The 14,836-nt window shown below is 42.1% G+C and carries 16 protein-coding genes and 1 riboswitch; of the genes, 2 read left to right on the top strand and 14 right to left on the bottom strand.

Going from position 1 to position 14,836, the window contains the following annotated elements; translation table 11 throughout:
* Positions 1-87: 87 nt before the first annotated feature.
* The 14 genes from QFZ78_RS12675 to QFZ78_RS12740 all read right to left on the bottom strand — a co-directional run bounded on the left by QFZ78_RS12675 (position 88) and on the right by QFZ78_RS12740 (position 12,834).
* Positions 88-474: a hypothetical protein gene (locus QFZ78_RS12675; RefSeq protein WP_307547940.1), complete on the bottom strand. Its 387-nt coding sequence runs from the start codon at positions 472-474 to the stop codon at positions 88-90.
* 85 nt (positions 475-559) lie between these two features.
* A riboswitch (cyclic di-AMP (ydaO/yuaA leader) is annotated at positions 560-699 on the bottom strand.
* An 81-nt stretch (positions 700-780) separates the two neighbouring features.
* Positions 781-1,383, bottom strand: a complete 603-nt coding sequence (locus tag QFZ78_RS12680; RefSeq protein WP_307547942.1) for a hypothetical protein — start codon at positions 1,381-1,383, stop codon at positions 781-783.
* A 710-nt stretch (positions 1,384-2,093) separates the two neighbouring features.
* Positions 2,094-5,765 (bottom strand): glycoside hydrolase, encoded by a 3,672-nt coding sequence (locus QFZ78_RS12685; RefSeq protein ID WP_307547944.1) that lies wholly within the window; start codon positions 5,763-5,765, stop codon positions 2,094-2,096.
* Between the two features lie 73 nt (positions 5,766-5,838).
* Positions 5,839-6,228, bottom strand: a complete 390-nt coding sequence (locus QFZ78_RS12690) for a hypothetical protein (RefSeq protein WP_307547946.1) — start codon at positions 6,226-6,228, stop codon at positions 5,839-5,841.
* Between the two features lie 483 nt (positions 6,229-6,711).
* Positions 6,712-6,855 carry a 5' nucleotidase, NT5C type gene (locus QFZ78_RS12695; RefSeq protein ID WP_307547948.1) on the bottom strand — a complete coding sequence of 48 codons (144 nt, stop codon included), beginning with the start codon at positions 6,853-6,855 and terminating at the stop codon, positions 6,712-6,714.
* Positions 6,856-7,111: 256 nt separating this feature from the next.
* A complete protein-coding gene (locus QFZ78_RS12700; RefSeq protein ID WP_307547950.1) occupies positions 7,112-7,777 on the bottom strand; it encodes a carboxylesterase family protein in 666 nt (221 codons plus the stop codon).
* Positions 7,729-7,956 (bottom strand): hypothetical protein, encoded by a 228-nt coding sequence (locus QFZ78_RS12705; RefSeq protein ID WP_307547952.1) that lies wholly within the window; start codon positions 7,954-7,956, stop codon positions 7,729-7,731. The genes QFZ78_RS12700 and QFZ78_RS12705 overlap by 49 nt, the downstream gene beginning before the upstream one ends.
* Positions 7,957-8,007: 51 nt before the next feature.
* Positions 8,008-9,096, bottom strand: a complete 1,089-nt coding sequence (locus QFZ78_RS12710; RefSeq protein ID WP_373461117.1) for a low temperature requirement protein A — start codon at positions 9,094-9,096, stop codon at positions 8,008-8,010.
* Positions 9,097-9,213: 117 nt separating this feature from the next.
* Positions 9,214-10,212 (bottom strand): type I glyceraldehyde-3-phosphate dehydrogenase, encoded by a 999-nt coding sequence (locus QFZ78_RS12715; RefSeq protein ID WP_307547956.1) that lies wholly within the window; start codon positions 10,210-10,212, stop codon positions 9,214-9,216.
* Positions 10,213-10,261: 49 nt separating this feature from the next.
* Positions 10,262-10,588, bottom strand: a complete 327-nt coding sequence (locus QFZ78_RS12720) for a hypothetical protein (protein ID WP_307547959.1) — start codon at positions 10,586-10,588, stop codon at positions 10,262-10,264.
* 20 nt (positions 10,589-10,608) lie between these two features.
* A complete protein-coding gene (locus QFZ78_RS12725) occupies positions 10,609-11,307 on the bottom strand; it encodes a pirin family protein (protein WP_307555646.1) in 699 nt (232 codons plus the stop codon).
* 62 nt (positions 11,308-11,369) lie between these two features.
* Positions 11,370-11,645 (bottom strand): GNAT family N-acetyltransferase, encoded by a 276-nt coding sequence (locus QFZ78_RS12730; RefSeq protein ID WP_307547961.1) that lies wholly within the window; start codon positions 11,643-11,645, stop codon positions 11,370-11,372.
* Positions 11,646-11,659: 14 nt separating this feature from the next.
* Positions 11,660-11,890, bottom strand: coding sequence for a (4Fe-4S)-binding protein (locus tag QFZ78_RS12735; protein WP_307547963.1), 231 nt, complete (start codon positions 11,888-11,890; stop codon positions 11,660-11,662).
* Positions 11,887-12,834 (bottom strand): ring-cleaving dioxygenase, encoded by a 948-nt coding sequence (locus QFZ78_RS12740; protein WP_307547965.1) that lies wholly within the window; start codon positions 12,832-12,834, stop codon positions 11,887-11,889. Before QFZ78_RS12740 ends, QFZ78_RS12735 begins: the two co-directional genes overlap by 4 nt.
* Positions 12,835-13,101: 267 nt before the next feature.
* Between QFZ78_RS12740 and QFZ78_RS12745 the strand changes: the two genes are divergently transcribed.
* Complete coding sequence (locus tag QFZ78_RS12745) at positions 13,102-13,494, top strand: heme-copper oxidase family protein (protein WP_307547967.1); 393 nt, start codon at positions 13,102-13,104, stop codon at positions 13,492-13,494.
* A 37-nt stretch (positions 13,495-13,531) separates the two neighbouring features.
* Positions 13,532-14,722 (top strand): MFS transporter, encoded by a 1,191-nt coding sequence (locus QFZ78_RS12750; RefSeq protein WP_307547969.1) that lies wholly within the window; start codon positions 13,532-13,534, stop codon positions 14,720-14,722.
* The last annotated feature ends 114 nt before the right edge of the window (positions 14,723-14,836 follow it).

The raw sequence follows: 14,836 nt of genomic DNA on the forward strand, positions 1-14,836 counted from the left end.
AACGAACAAAAAAGTTGGTTATGATGGGCTTAATGTAGAATCAGCAACCGAATAATATATAGAAGCAGCTTTATCTTTCAACGAAGCTCATATAATACTGCTTCTAATGTACTCTCTGAGGCAAGGATACGGACCACCAAAAATATGAGCCATGGTTACGATAAATTTGTGATGTTCCTCCAAAATTTTCAGGGGAATGCCGATGCGATTGGCTAGTAATTGTTGATCCGCTAATTCCCTTTCCAAACTTAGTTGGTTTAGTAAGTCATTGTTTTGTCCGACCGTTTTGCTTATTTCCAATAAAGTCTGTGTTACGACGCCTGATGGCCGATACGCCAAATTGGAAAATTCAATGTCGAACTCCTCCAACCGTAGCTTTAAGTGAAGAATCTCTTCTTGACGTTGTACAGAAATGTTTGATCTTTTCGATTGAAAAAGGTTCTTCACCTCTTTGGTTACTCTCTTGAGAAGCATGTCTAATTCCTCCTTTTTTCTCTTGAACGAAAAAAGGAAGCGAGGGAATAGAGCCCTAAAAATAAAGGACCCATTAATGTTTCTATCATTTTTTCTTTCTACGCTGACGAAGTTAGCTGACGGATTCGGGTTGAAAGTTAACCCTAACACTCAAAAAAGTGTACTCACCCCAGAAAACTTGGTTCCCCCGCTTCTTTAATCTAAAGAATTAAGCGTAGTATGATTCATTCTTATTTTATCAATTTACCCCAATACAAATTTAGAAACAATAGTAATATTTACTTATATTTTTATGTCTATTTTCAACTAATAGTTCAATTTTACTGTGGTTAACGCAGCAAGGCCACCGATCATCGGCAGTTCTAATAAAGTTTCTTCTTCCATAAATTTTTCTAATTTTTCCATATCAAGATTAAAAAAACCGCTTGCGTTGTTCGTGAATATTGCTAGGAATTCCACCAAACCAATGGGCTGGTTAAAGTTCATCGTCTTACATAATTGACCAATTTGAATTCCTAGGTTATATGGTGAAATATTAATACCTACCTGATAAAAAAGCCTATCGAATATTTCTATTGAACCGTGGACAATCACGGTAGGACCATTATTATATTTACTCCATTCAATTTCATTCGGGATGGTCTTGTCATGCATCGTTTGGAGAGCAACACTTTTTAGTTTGCTTACATAATTATCAAATTCCATATTAGATAATAAATCTTCAAAGCGAGCAATATCATGATAATGCACTGAAAAGCATCTTTCAATTGATATCCATTCTTGAAATAACTCAGAATTTAGAATCAAAATTTGTGTTTCTGTTGGGCTTAACCCTTTTTTCAAATAATCAATAGCCATTCCATCAATTTTATTTACATGGGCCCAGTCTGAATCAAATTTCTCTTGCAAAGACAAAACTCCCCTTCCAACTACCTATTTTATTAGCCTATTATTCTACGAAATACCCATTTCCTTTATTTGGGTTAACGTAGACAAAATTGCTTTATCAATTTGCTTCATAAACAGCTTAATGTCAGGATGCGATTCTTCGAACTTCTTGCTGACCAGGTTGCCCAAAAATCCAATTTACCAGCTCCTGTGCAACTGTAGCCGCTACGATACCCGATAAGACCATTGGGATCATTTTTTATTTACCATCATCTAGGTCCCTTCCTTTATCTCGTGTTTGCCAAACTGCCTACATGTTTAATTGTACAAAAAACCAACAAACGGCAACATGCGATAATACTCACATAAAAGTGGAATTTATTCAGGTGTATGCTTGAAGCTTGCCCTAAACTTTCCATACTGTATTCTCTCAAAATAGTAACCTCCTAAAATTGGGGTTCACGGGAGAATGACGTTCCCTTCTCGCGCCGATAATGAGGCGAGCCATCTCCACGAATGAATGTGAGGCGCACCAACAAAAAGATCCCCATTTTACGGGGATCTTAATTCACATATGTTTATGTCGTCGGACGCGGTCCCTTGAACTTGTTGTCGGCATCAAGAACATATTTGTTCTTGATGCTTTCAAGATTTATGGTTACGTTCTTGTCCCAACTCTGGAAAAGATAAATGCCCTTGTATAGCAACACAATTTGCATTTATAGCGATTGTTACTGTTCCACCTTGATCCAGCTTATCATCGGTTTGGAACCGCCTGCCTTGACGGCTTTCACGATGAGTTCACCGTCTGTCACAACGATGCTGTCGAACGTTTTCGCTTCCTGTTTCGAACCAATGACATAACCGGTCAGTTTCGTTTCTCCATTGATGGTCAAATTCATTATTCGATCACTTGCTTTCCACGGATCGAAGAACCCGACGGTCACATTGTAAGTGCCGTTTGGAATCTGGAAGCGGTACGCAAGCCCCTTACCGTTGTCGTTCCCGTCGTATTGGCGAATCGATTCGTAAGCGGCGGTCGGACTGCTGTGTGCCCAGGTCGATCCATCATCGGCTTCGTAACCCCACTTGATACCTGTAACGGGATCACTGCCATACGGCTGCTCTTCCAGCGTTTGAAGCGAACCGAACATCTCACCGTCCTCCAATTGGAAAGGTGTTCCGTCACCTGCGTCAACATAGAAAAGCACTTTGCTGGCGTTCCCGATTGGTGTCACCTCTATCGGCTCTGACGCCGCCTCCTCCCCGCCTCGCTTAGCGATAACCGCAAACGAATAGGTGACGCCGTTTTCCAATCCCGTTACGATCGTAGAACCCGGATTGGCCGATTTTTCTACGGAACCGGACTCGCTCCCAGTTGAGGGCGTGTACCTGATCACATACGAATCCGCGCCGTCAACTTCGCTATATTGCAGTGCTACCTGCCGATCGCCTTCCTTCACCTGATAGATTTCCGGCTTAGACTTGAAGTTATCCGTCTCGCGAGCGATCTTAAGGTAGGCGAATTCTGCATCTGCCCAACTGTGGAATCCGGCGCGGCCGCTCGTGTAAACCGTGTCCGTCAGGTCAAATACCTGATTCCCGTCGATAAAGGCCTGAATACGTTTCCCGTTCAGTCGAACCTCTATTTGATAAAGCTCGCCCAGCTTCGCAGTGAATGGAACGGAAGCAGCCAAATTTTGACCGTCTCTGCGAATGAACAGCGCGCCGTTTTCGAAACCGAACATGTATCCTTTCGAGTAGCTATTTCCGCGGAAAGCGATGCCCCAATCGGCTCCTGCCGTTGATTGTTTGGCAATCGCCGTAATTGTGCCATCAATCACCGTCAATCCATTAACACCGAGTTCCCCTTGGTTATCCCCTCCGGAAGCATGCTTCAACAGGCCGTCTTTCATGAGCCAATTGCTGAGATCCATTTGGTAGTGAGTCATGTCACCGTTCTCAAAATTGTCTTCTAAGCGAACATCCTCATCTTTCGGTGTCACCATTGTTTCTGTGAAACCAGTACCATTACCGCCTTTACCGATGGAGGACACACGAACGGCAACCGGCGATCCATTGGTTAAGCCTTCCAATTCAATAGAGTTTTTATTGGTAGAAATGATCTGTGATCCAGAAACAACCTGAACGTTGTAGCTGGTGGCACCTTCTACCGGAGTGAATTCAAGGTGCGCTTTGTTATCGCCCGGAATGGCAATGATTTTGCTAGGAGCCGGCACATCGGGCTTCACTTGAAATTGGGCCGATGAAGGACTGACATCCTGGCCGTCCACCGCTTCCACGACCCCGTAATAAGTTGTGCCGTTTACGAGCCCATCGACTTGAATCGTCCCGTTCGGCGTCCCGCTCACCACTTCTTTATCGTAATGGCCAAGCTGCGTTCCATATCGAACGCGATATGAGGGAACGCCTGTTTCAATGTCATAGATTGCCTTAAAGCCGCCGTCTGAACCCGTTGCCTTGACACCTGTTGGGGCCAGCAGCTCCGGGGTGCCGTAAACCCGCTTCGAAGGCGGACCGAACCCGTTCTTGTTGCCGGCTCGGATGGTGACAAAATAGGGTTTGCCATTTTCCAAACCTTGAAGGACGAACGCATCATCGGACATCAGCGTCAACTTCTGTTCCCGGATATCGCTTTGCGCCCCGTATCTCACTTCATATTCATACGCGCCTTTCGGGGCGCTGAATTCGATTTTCAGCCCTTTATTCATAGGCTTTACGTTAACAATCTCTGGAGCTTCAGGCTTCTTGTCCTTAACCAGATCTCCGTTCAGCGTCACGACAGAACGGGCGGGAATGACAGTTTCGAACGTTCCATCCGTCTGAATCGGCGCATCCTGCCCTCGAGCAAGATCCCGGTTGCCTGATGTGATATACGACTTCATAACAGAAATGGCGTCTTTCTCATCGAGCCCGCTTAATGAAAGCTTGATTCGTTTATCCTCCTGGCTGTCGTTGACGAAGACAGCCGTTACTGTTTTCTCTCCGTCATGCTTGTAAGCAGAACCTAGCAGCCCGCTCCGCGCTTGCTCATCCAACCCCGTAAGCGCGATGCGATCGGCGCCGGGACGAATAAATTTGCTGTAATTGCCGAGCGCCCACAAGATTTTCGAAGTCAGGATATTTTGCTCGTCCCCGGCATTGTTGAAATCGGTATAGATTAAGCCATCTTTATAATCTTCCTTGGAGACTGCCGTCCACCACTGCCATGCTGACGCATTCGCCCACGCCAGGTCGAAATGAATCGTACGGGCAACGTAAAGAGCGGGATCGATACCCAAGTCGCGACCCGATCCGTATGAACCGAGAATGCAATATTCGCTCATCCAATATTTGGCGGCCGCATCATATTTTTTCAGGTTAGCACCCAGCAGCTCCCTAAGCGTACCGAGACGGTCGTCGCCTGGTTTACTATAATCGGACCAATAGGAATGTGATGCGATTTTATTGCCGATCGCTTCCTTTAGCTCCGGATCACCGAGCAGGTCCTTGATATATTCGCGGTATTTGCCGACTCCCAGACTATTGGCGCCGCCTGTGTATTGTTCTTTATTCGCGAATGTCTTATATACTTCGTCGTCGAGCAGCGCAGTGATCTCCACGCCGTCTGGCGCGCTGATTTGCGCTGAAAACCCTCTGGCCTGAAGCTGCCTGAACAACTCGAGAATGACGCGCTTTATATCCTCATTATTATAGCGGTTTCCTTCCTGTCCGGCTTTGTTCCAATCCCAAGTCGGCTCGTTAATCGGGCTAATATACTTAAATTCAAGTCCTTCCTTTTTAAAATGCTCCAACACGTCGCTTAAATAAGCGGCAAATTCGTCTTCATAACCCTCCTTCAAATTGGTGGAACCTACGGTTGAATCCGGCTGAGCGTGACCGTTTTTTGTCATCCAGACCGGCGGACTATTGACAAAGGCGATCAGGTCACCGACGCCTCGATCCTTGGCAGCCTTTAGAAACCATTGCTGTCCCGCTTGCTTGCCCCAATCATAGCCGCCATCCATATCCGATTTGAACGCTTCCGCTCGCCGCCATGGATTCGTAATAATGGATTTGTCCGTTTCCGTGGAGCCTGCCCCGATGTTGAAGCGCCAAGATGACAGTCCGATCCCTTTCTCTCTGGAAAAAAGAAGATCCGCAACGCGTGTTTTATTTTCATCCGTCCAGTACTTTCCAAGCTGTTCCATCGACCACGCATCGGATGCACCGAAGTTATCGATCTTCTGATACTTGGCCGATGCATCGATGGAAACAAAGGCGTCTATCGGCAGGCTTACTTCTGTTGCCGTACTGGCGGTCGAAGAACCACCATACAGACCGAAACAACAAGTGCTGGTGAGAAGTGTGGCAGTGAATTTCTTCAAAAGTTTACTTTTCAAACGCTTTACCCCTTTACGTTAAATTGGTCTTTTGCCATTTAGTGAGCGCTTTCACTATTGTTATGTACTCTGCCTAGGGGAAGGAAAGCGGATTGCCCCAATTATTAGCCGCATTCGTAAATCCGAAGTTCGTCCCTGAAGCTTGCAGATAAGGTCCCAGCATTTTTGCACCGGCAGATAACAATCTGCGAAGCAGAAAATGCGAACGATTCGTTTCCGTGACAAGTAACGGATACCCGCGCCGGGCTAATTCCTCCCTATAAAAGAGTACTTTCACTTCAAAGAACGGATCACGGGCATTTGGATAAAAGTTGCACGTTGGCACCACATCTTCAAAGAACCCTGAAGCCTCAAGCAATCCCCCTTGACCTACACATGCTATTAGAGGTACAGAAATACCATGCTGGACCGCCATATCACGTAAAGCGGAGATATAGCCTTTGGGATCAGAGGACAATTGCAATGGTTAGCCTCCCCAAAATCCATGTACGCTGTCGTTATGAAACCCATTTCATTAGCTGGTCATCTAAAACTTTCTACCATTGAAGTTAGTATAAATTATTTTAAAGTCGCTTACATTGCAGGAAACATCTAAATTTATAACAAAACTTCGAAGTTTTCTGACAATCGGCATTAAAAAAAGCTATGAATTCTATCTGAATTCATAGCTTTTTCCCTTCAATAATTTACTGATTTCTTATACATTTCACAGAACTATCTGACAAAAAAGCTCTTAATTAACTCTCACATCTGAATTCTTTCCGTTAAGATGCAATTGAATCGATTGTATCCTATTCATCGCTAAGGCTAAGTGTCGCACATTATCATCAATAAGGAAGTCGGCATGTATGTTTACTTAATTCTTTAATTACTTCCTGGCTGTCTTTCATTACCTCTAAATCGCGGAAAAAGGCAGGATCATGCAAATAATATATTATTTCATTTTTCAAATGAGGACGTAATTCTCTAAGACGTGTTCCCCTAAGTCCTCAGTCGTAATGTTTTCGTTGTAATCATGATTAAAAAGCCGTAGGTGCTTTAAATTAAAATCCGCGATTACTTCATCCATATCAATTGCAATTCTTTTCATGATCCTATGTCACTCCTTAGAAAACTTTCGTTATATTATACACTAATTCTCTTCACTAATCTCCGTTACTTATTGAAAAAGGAGCAACATCGTGGCAAGCTTCTCCACTAAGTTCCCCGTTAGCCGTTACTTTAATTTCATATCTCTTCTCAGGCACAGCCTTTTTTAAAAATTCATTTGGCTAGGCCTAATTTATTATTGTCTTTTTGAGGTTTTTCGCGGATTTAATTTTCATGGGGAGTTAAATCACCAAAGATTATATTTTTCTTTTTTGATTCAACAACCAAGTATATAGTTCTGCATTATTGAATGTTTCGTGCATTACTCGGTGATCATGCTTTAGTCCAGAATAATAAGTAAATTTTACATTCCCAGCAATACTTATCAAAGCCTTAACCATATCCTTTGTTCCTGAAACTGGGACAATATCGTCGTCTTCACAATGAAAAGCCCATATAGGTACATCTTTTAGTAACATAGTCTTCTCTGAATCGAACCACCCTGAAATTGGAACTGCAGCAGAGAATATCTCAGACGATCTTGAAGCGAAATCCCATGTACCGTTTCCACCCATGCTAAATCCAGTAACATATATTCTGTCAGAATCAATTCGGTAATTTGTTATTATTTCATTAACCAAGGCTATGATCGAATGATATTCCAATGCCCAATTAGAATTGGAGGGACATTGTGGAGTAACTACAATAAAAGGGAAGTCTTGTTTGCTTTCTGCAATCCAAGTAAGCCCGTAACCATCTAACATACGAATATCCTCTCCACGTTTTTTAACACCGTGGAGGAACAAAATTAAAGGATAATCGTTGTCTGTTTTTGATTTATAATCATATGGTAAAAATAATTGATATTTTACACTCACATTTTGATGAGTTCCTTTGTGAAATGCATAATTTTCAACTGACATTTTATAACCCCCTCTAATGATAAATTGGAAGAATTATACTCCCATCTCAAAATGGAGTCAATAGAATTGTTTAACATTACTGCCCGTTCCTCGGTTTTAAGGAATAGGCCACTGGATTTATCACCGGCAGCCTGCAGCTCACGAGTCCTTGCTTTTTCTTTCACATCAACCTTTCTCATGTCTGCCATCCTTTCTTCATCTATATAATTTTTGGAAAAGTCCCAAAAAACTCAAGTCGTTAATTTTGCGTATACGATAAAAAATACCATCATCTCTCCGATGATTGCATAATTAGGTACATGAAAAAACAAGTCCAACGCCATAAAACATCCAATTATCCCTAATAATATCACCAAATGATAGTGCTTCAGGCGTAGGTGTTTGTGTCTGTATCGGTGAAAAACCAGTGATGTAGAAAAAAAATAAAGCAGTACGGATCCAAAAATAAAACCCAACATGAATAGATAATTAAGTTGTTCCTTAAATAACAATTGGATCGAGGCAGCTATCATACTCATGGATAAATAAATGAAAAGATGTCCGTAGATAATAGTTTGACCTGCAGTTTGTATTTCTTTGCTCACTTTCCTTTCAATATTATCGAAATATTGCCACCACATAGCAATAACTAATATACATGTAAATGTGGCAAACAAAATGGATGCCAAGGTCCAATCACTTGACTGCAAAACAGCAAGTATACTGATCACAGATTCACCAAGAAGAATAAGTGTAAACAATGCAAAGCGTTCCAATAAGTGATGGGTATGTATGGGTGTTTTTACCAGGTACCGCCGGCCGATTAGCGGCAGCAAAATATCTACAACAATTCCCGCATACAGAATCGCGTAACGGATCCATGAATCGAAGAAAAACGAGCAAGAGGATATCATTATTCCAATCCAAAAGCGAGTCCCCAAGTATAGAGCGGTCTTTTGTTGATGTGTGCCTGTTGCTTTGTGTACCGTAAGATATTGAATAGCTGTCAGTGCTCTCGAACCAATATAGCCTACAAAGAAGGGAATATAAAAGAGATCAAAATTAACGGATAGGCTTGCTGTCATAATTAAAACAAAGAATAGTTGTAGGAACATGAATATCCTTTGAGTAACGATATCTTGGCCAAAACGATTATTAAAGAGAGTTTGTCCTACCCACGCCCACCAGATTGGAATGAAGATTAAAACAAATTTGGTTAAGTATTCAATGGAAATAGTCCCATGATCGGCATGCAGCAAGACGTGGTTCGCTTTTGATACTGCTGCTACAAAAAGTAGATCATAAAAAAGCTCCAACCAGGTTACTTTTTTCTCAACCAACATTTCCCCCCCCCTTTATTTGACTTCAGGTTCACTAAATAATAGGAGAAAGGACTATCATCAATGTTCGATAGCCCCACGTGTATAAAAAATTATATTTTCAATTTATTAGCAATTTCACTTATTTACTAGATAAGCCGCAACTTCAGCTAACCTTGAAGCGTAACCCCATTCGTTATCGTACCATGTTGCAACGGACAGGAGTTCTCCCTGTACTTGAGTCAATGGTAGGTCAATGATGGAGGAATGGGAATCGCCTACGATACGAGAAGAGGCCCATTCGCCTTCTAAAATATCCAAGACTCCCTTCAGCTGACCATCTGTAGCGGCACTACGGAAAATATCATTTACCTGTTGCACCGTACATGGTTTTTCCGTAACAAGGTTTAATTCAGCAATACTTCCGGTACGAGTTGGAATACGGTATGCCTTACCTGTAATCTGTAGATCGTTCCATATGAATTTAAGGGCTCTTGCAGCTCCAGATGAAGAAGGAATGATATTTTCCGCAGCGGCCCACGAATCCCTTCGATCCTTCATAGGCTGATCCGTAAGCGATTGCGTGTTTGTATAGGAATGGACGGTCGAGAATAGACCATATTTGATCCCGAAGTTTTCTCTTACGATTTTGATGACTGGAGCCAATGCATTTGTCGTACAGCTCGCCATACTAATGATTTTATGCTTATCCGGGTCGAAACTATCCAGATTTATCCCTTTAAGCAATACAGCATCACAATCTTCAAGGCTCTTGCTTGGTCCACTAACCAGTACTCGATTTGCACCACGATCCAAATGGACTTGAGCAATAGCACGGGTAACGGCTCGGCCAGTACAGTCGATTACCAGATCCACATCCAAGGCCTTCCAATCCGGAACTTCTTTGGATGAATTGATAAACTGAATTTCCCGTCCGCCGATAACCATAAGACCATCCCGCCCGGAGACATGTTCGGGCCAGCGTTTATAGTTGGTATCCACTTCGAAAAGAGCGGCTAGTGTCGCTTCATCTTTAATATCTGAAATTGAAACCGGAACGAAAAGTTGATCCTGCAAAGCGACTCTTAATAATTGCCTTCCAATACGCCCAAATCCGAATATTCCTATTTTGCCCATAGTTAACCTCCATAGAATGTTGAATAAAATTTTCTTAGCCATCCATGATTTAAATGCCAAATTCATCCGGAATATACTCGATCCGAGACTCAGCGAAAATAGTAATCTGCTTGAGCTGATCGTCGTACGTGACAGGACCTTCTTTAACATAAAACCAAATTTTTTTCGCAGGTTGATCATCATATTCCCGAAATAGAAATACATTCAATTCCTGTTTCCAACGGAGTATCTCATGAATATCCACGTCCTGTGTCATGATTAAAGCAATTCTCCAACCCTGACCCATTTGTCTCACCGAATATTCCATGGGTTGTTGTTCGGTATGAATAAATGTCCTACCTCCAACCGAATGCCTAACCACAAGTACCTCTTTCATACAAACCCTCCTATTCGTTCTTATGGAAGGTCAATCAGCATTAGAAATGCATCTTCCTCCGCCATGATGCTCAACTGAGCCAAAGATTCGATTCGAGCCGTATCCCCTTCACCTAACCGAGTATCATTTACAGTGAGTCGTCCCTCAATGACGAAAAGGAATATCCGGCGTCCATCTTCCTGCCGAAAAGTAATATCTTTATCTTTATCCAATCTGCATAAATAGAGAGTTAGGTCTTGATGGATTTTAACAATCTGCTCTGATCCCTGCGGATCAACGATGGGGAGCAAGGCATTCTTTAACTTCTCCGAATTGTACCTGCGGGTTTCATAGGAAGGATCTAATCCCCGTTCATTTGGCATGAACCACATTTGAAGAATTCTCATCGGTTCAGTCTGCGAAGCGTTGTATTCAGCATGGACGACTCCGGACCCCGCACTCATTCGCTGCACTTCCCCAGTTGTTGTTACTTCCATATTACCCAAGTTATCTTCATGACGGACGGACCCTGAAAGTACGATTGTCAATATCTCCATATCGCTATGCGGGTGGGCACCAAATCCTTTGCTAGGATCTACGTCATCGTCATTGCATACTCGCAAAACCCCAAACCCGGTGTTATCGGGGTCATAGTAATTGCCGAACGAGAAGCTTAAACGGCTGCGCAGCCATCCCTGATCTACGTTAAACCGGGAATCGGCCGGGAATACTTGGATCATTTTAGAAAAATCGGTCAATTGAACACACTCCTTTCGGAAAACAAGTTATCAAAATCAGTATCTTATTTTAATAATACGTCATCATAATCTTTATGTTGGTCAAATTGACTTTTGGTGAAAGGACATAGTGGTATAATCTTTAAACTTTCCTTCCGGGCAAAATCAACTACTCGCCTAACTAATTCTTGTCCTACTCCTTGACCTCGCAGACTATCAGTAACAAACGTGTGATCTACGATTATGATTCCATTCCCGGATGGAACATAATGTAATTCTGCATCTCTTTTATCCTGATCTCCTACATAAAAACTGTTCGTATCTTTATTAATTTCAATCATTATTGTTACCCCATTCATACTTGATGATCTTTTCTTATATATTGCAAAGCACCGCTTGGGCATTTATCAATAAGATCTGCGATTTTGTCAGCCGTTTCTCCATCTGCCTGAATCCATGGTTTCTTTTTAACGTTGAACACTCCTGGTAACCCTCTCACGCAATTTGCCGAATGACCGCATCTTCCAGCGTGAAAAATAACATCAATATCTTTCCCTTTATATATTTTAAATTCTTCACTTTTCATTTATCTGACTCCATCACACGTACTTGAATAGGTGATAAACCTTTTTCGATTTCTGCACGGTTAACCTCAAACCATTCAGGAAGCATCAGTTTTTCACCTAATACATCTGATTCCTCATCTACTGCAAAACCTGGTGGATCCGTGGCAATTTCAAACAGGATGCCGCCTTCTTCACGAAAGTAAATCGCATTGAAATATTGCCGGTCGATAATGGGTGTGGATTGAAGGCCATGTTCCTGTACATGAGTTCTCCATGAAGCATGATCTTCATCATCCTTTGCGCGCCATGCAATATGATGAACAGTACCGGCTCCACTTATGCCCCACTCCATTGCCGCAATGTTTACGTCAATAACATTACCAATACTCCCTGTCGATTTATAGCGAATAAAACCCCCTTCTTGGTTCACCTTTTGAAGACCCAAGACTTGCTCTAGTACATTCATCGTTTTTTCGGGAGCGGTACTATACAGGACAGCGCCGCCAAAACCTTTGATAGCTTTATCAATTGAAACACCACCGAACGACCAATGACTCAAATCCCCTTCCTCGCGCTCCACAATCTCTAGCTGTAAGCCATCCGGGTCTGAAAATGTTAAGTAATTCTCATCAAACCTCGTCTTTATAGAATAAGGAGCATTGAAGCTTTCTAGGCGCTCTTTCCAAAAATCGAGTACACCTAAAGGAACGACATATGTAGTTATACCGACCTGCCCTCCACCAATACGTCCTTTACGACCAAAATCATAGGGAAAGAATGTGATTATGGTACCTGGATTACCTGCTTCATTACCGAAATATAAATGATATACTTCCGGAGCGTCGAAGTTGATCGTCTTTTTTACAAGTCTCAGACCTAGTACCCCTGCATAAAAGTCCACATTTTTTTGAGCATTCTTTACAAAAGCCGTTATATGGTGAATTCCTTCTGTTTGTTTTTCCATTTTGCAAACACTCCTTGTATGATCTTTAACTGTTTATGTCTTATCATATTGAAATTATCCTTCATGAACAATTCCATTATTCCTATATCACGTATAGCCATAAGCTATATCTTCAAGGGCTGAACTCATATAAGCAATATCTATACGATATATAGACAGATTCATATTGATAGTTGCCTATCACAGCTTTTAAGATGAATGGTAAGTAATAGGATAATTCCCGGCCGGATGAATTGTTCTTTCTATCATTAACAAGGGGGAAATTCTATGGGAGTACGTTTTTTAAAAATGGCCGTCGTTTATATGTTGGTTGGTATTTGCATCGGCATTTACATGGGTACAACACTTAACTTTGCATTAACAAGCGTACACGCTCATTCAAATCTTTTCGGGTGGGCAACATTGGCTCTTTGCGGATTTACGTATCTTCGTTTTCCCAAATCAGCAGAATCTCCTCTAGCTAAGTGGCACTTCTGGTTGCAAGGCATCGGCCTACCCATCATGCTTATTACCCTCACCTTAATGGCCCATGGCTACGCTCCAGATTGGATTACAACGTTAAAGCGTATTGGAGAATCAGTAGCTGGAATCGGTATCTTGATTTTTGCGGTCAATGTTTTTGCTAACGTGAAAACAAATGACCTAGCAGAACATAAATAATCCTATGGAAAAATCTGAAGAACAAGGGGGTAGGATTTTGGTTAACGAACCGTTGTCCAACTCGTCAAATTTCTCATTCATTACCGGTATCCTTTTCTGGTGTACATTAGTTGTAGTATCGTGTGTGTATTTAACAATTCCATTAATAACGATTTTTGCAGACGTATTCAATGTGTCGTCTTCTCAAGCTGCTTGGGCTGGCAGTGCCTTTTCATTTGCTTTTGCAGGTGGAGGTCTGTTCTTTGGAGTTTTATCCGATCGTTTTGGGCGAAAAAAAATGATGTTGTCAGGGTTACTATTGCTAACTGTAATAACTCCTCTAATCGGAAGTGTCAGCAGCTTTTCTTGGCTTGTTGCCCTTCGAGCCATCCAGGGTCTAGCAGCATCCATGTTCCCTCCGTCTGTCTTAGCCTACGCCATGGAAATGTTTCCGATAAAAAGAAGAATAACCATTATTGGGTTCATCAGTACGGCATTTTTAATGGCAAGTATCGTTGGACAAATATATAGCAGCTATATTGTTTTATACTTTAGTTGGTCTTATATTTTCTATATTCTTTTTGCGGTTTATTTAATATCATTTATCTTGATTACCTTTTTTGTTCCAAACGATAAAACACAACAACCAGATGGTAGCTTCCTTTCTGCCTTTTTGCGAATAGGCTATATTTTCAAAAGGAAGAGTTTACCTCTTTGCTACATCATTTCTGCTACGCTCTTTATTTCGCTTGTTGGTTTTTTCACGACACTTGGAAGTTACTTAAACAGTTCGCTCTTCGGATTAAGTCATCATGATATTCTATGGGTCCGTGCGGTTGGTATTATCGGAATGCTAGTAGCACCGTTTGATGGAAGATTGGTTGCGAAATTTGGAATCAAAAACGTTTTATGGTGTGGATTGATCTTTGCTGGAATCGGCTTGGGATTGTTAGGCATCTGGCCTAACCTCATTTTTTTAGTATCGATGAGCTTAGTGTTTATTACGGGAATTGCTATGGCTCTTCCCGCATTGATCTCACTAATTGGTCACATTGCGGGGGAGATCCGGGCGATCGCGGTTTCGTTCCACATGTTTATGGTATTTATAGGCGCATCACTTGGGCCGATTCTTTCGATTTATCTGATCAATCACGGAGGCTATTTATTCACTTTTGAAGTATTAGCTGGATTGTTGTGTTTAAGCTTGATTGTTCCCTTTTTTATTCGTTTAGAAGAAACTCGCAGTTAACCGGCATCATCCCAAAACGAGACCAACGCGAACTCTAAGAATTGATTCGGTATCGCTGAAGTCTTATCGAAGAACGTGCCCGAGAAGTCAGACTTTGGCTCATCGTTGTACTCA

Source organism: Paenibacillus sp. V4I5 (assembly GCF_030817255.1).
Lineage (GTDB): Bacteria > Bacillota > Bacilli > Paenibacillales > NBRC-103111 > Paenibacillus_E.

Bases quoted from the DNA above. Each gene is read 5' to 3' on its own strand.
- QFZ78_RS12675 (WP_307547940.1), bottom strand. From the start codon at position 474: ATGCTTCTCAAGAGAGTAACCAAAGAGGTGAAGAACCTTTTTCAATCG.
- QFZ78_RS12695 (WP_307547948.1), bottom strand. From the start codon at position 6,855: ATGAAAAGAATTGCAATTGATATGGATGAAGTAATCGCGGATTTTAAT.
- QFZ78_RS12700 (WP_307547950.1), bottom strand. From the start codon at position 7,777: ATGTCAGTTGAAAATTATGCATTTCACAAAGGAACTCATCAAAATGTG.
- QFZ78_RS12705 (WP_307547952.1), bottom strand. From the start codon at position 7,956: ATGAGAAAGGTTGATGTGAAAGAAAAAGCAAGGACTCGTGAGCTGCAG.
- QFZ78_RS12715 (WP_307547956.1), bottom strand. From the start codon at position 10,212: ATGGGCAAAATAGGAATATTCGGATTTGGGCGTATTGGAAGGCAATTA.
- QFZ78_RS12720 (WP_307547959.1), bottom strand. From the start codon at position 10,588: ATGAAAGAGGTACTTGTGGTTAGGCATTCGGTTGGAGGTAGGACATTT.
- QFZ78_RS12725 (WP_307555646.1), bottom strand. From the start codon at position 11,307: ATGATCCAAGTATTCCCGGCCGATTCCCGGTTTAACGTAGATCAGGGA.
- QFZ78_RS12730 (WP_307547961.1), bottom strand. From the start codon at position 11,645: ATGATTGAAATTAATAAAGATACGAACAGTTTTTATGTAGGAGATCAG.
- QFZ78_RS12735 (WP_307547963.1), bottom strand. From the start codon at position 11,890: ATGAAAAGTGAAGAATTTAAAATATATAAAGGGAAAGATATTGATGTT.
- QFZ78_RS12740 (WP_307547965.1), bottom strand. From the start codon at position 12,834: ATGGAAAAACAAACAGAAGGAATTCACCATATAACGGCTTTTGTAAAG.
- QFZ78_RS12745 (WP_307547967.1), top strand. From the start codon at position 13,102: ATGGGAGTACGTTTTTTAAAAATGGCCGTCGTTTATATGTTGGTTGGT.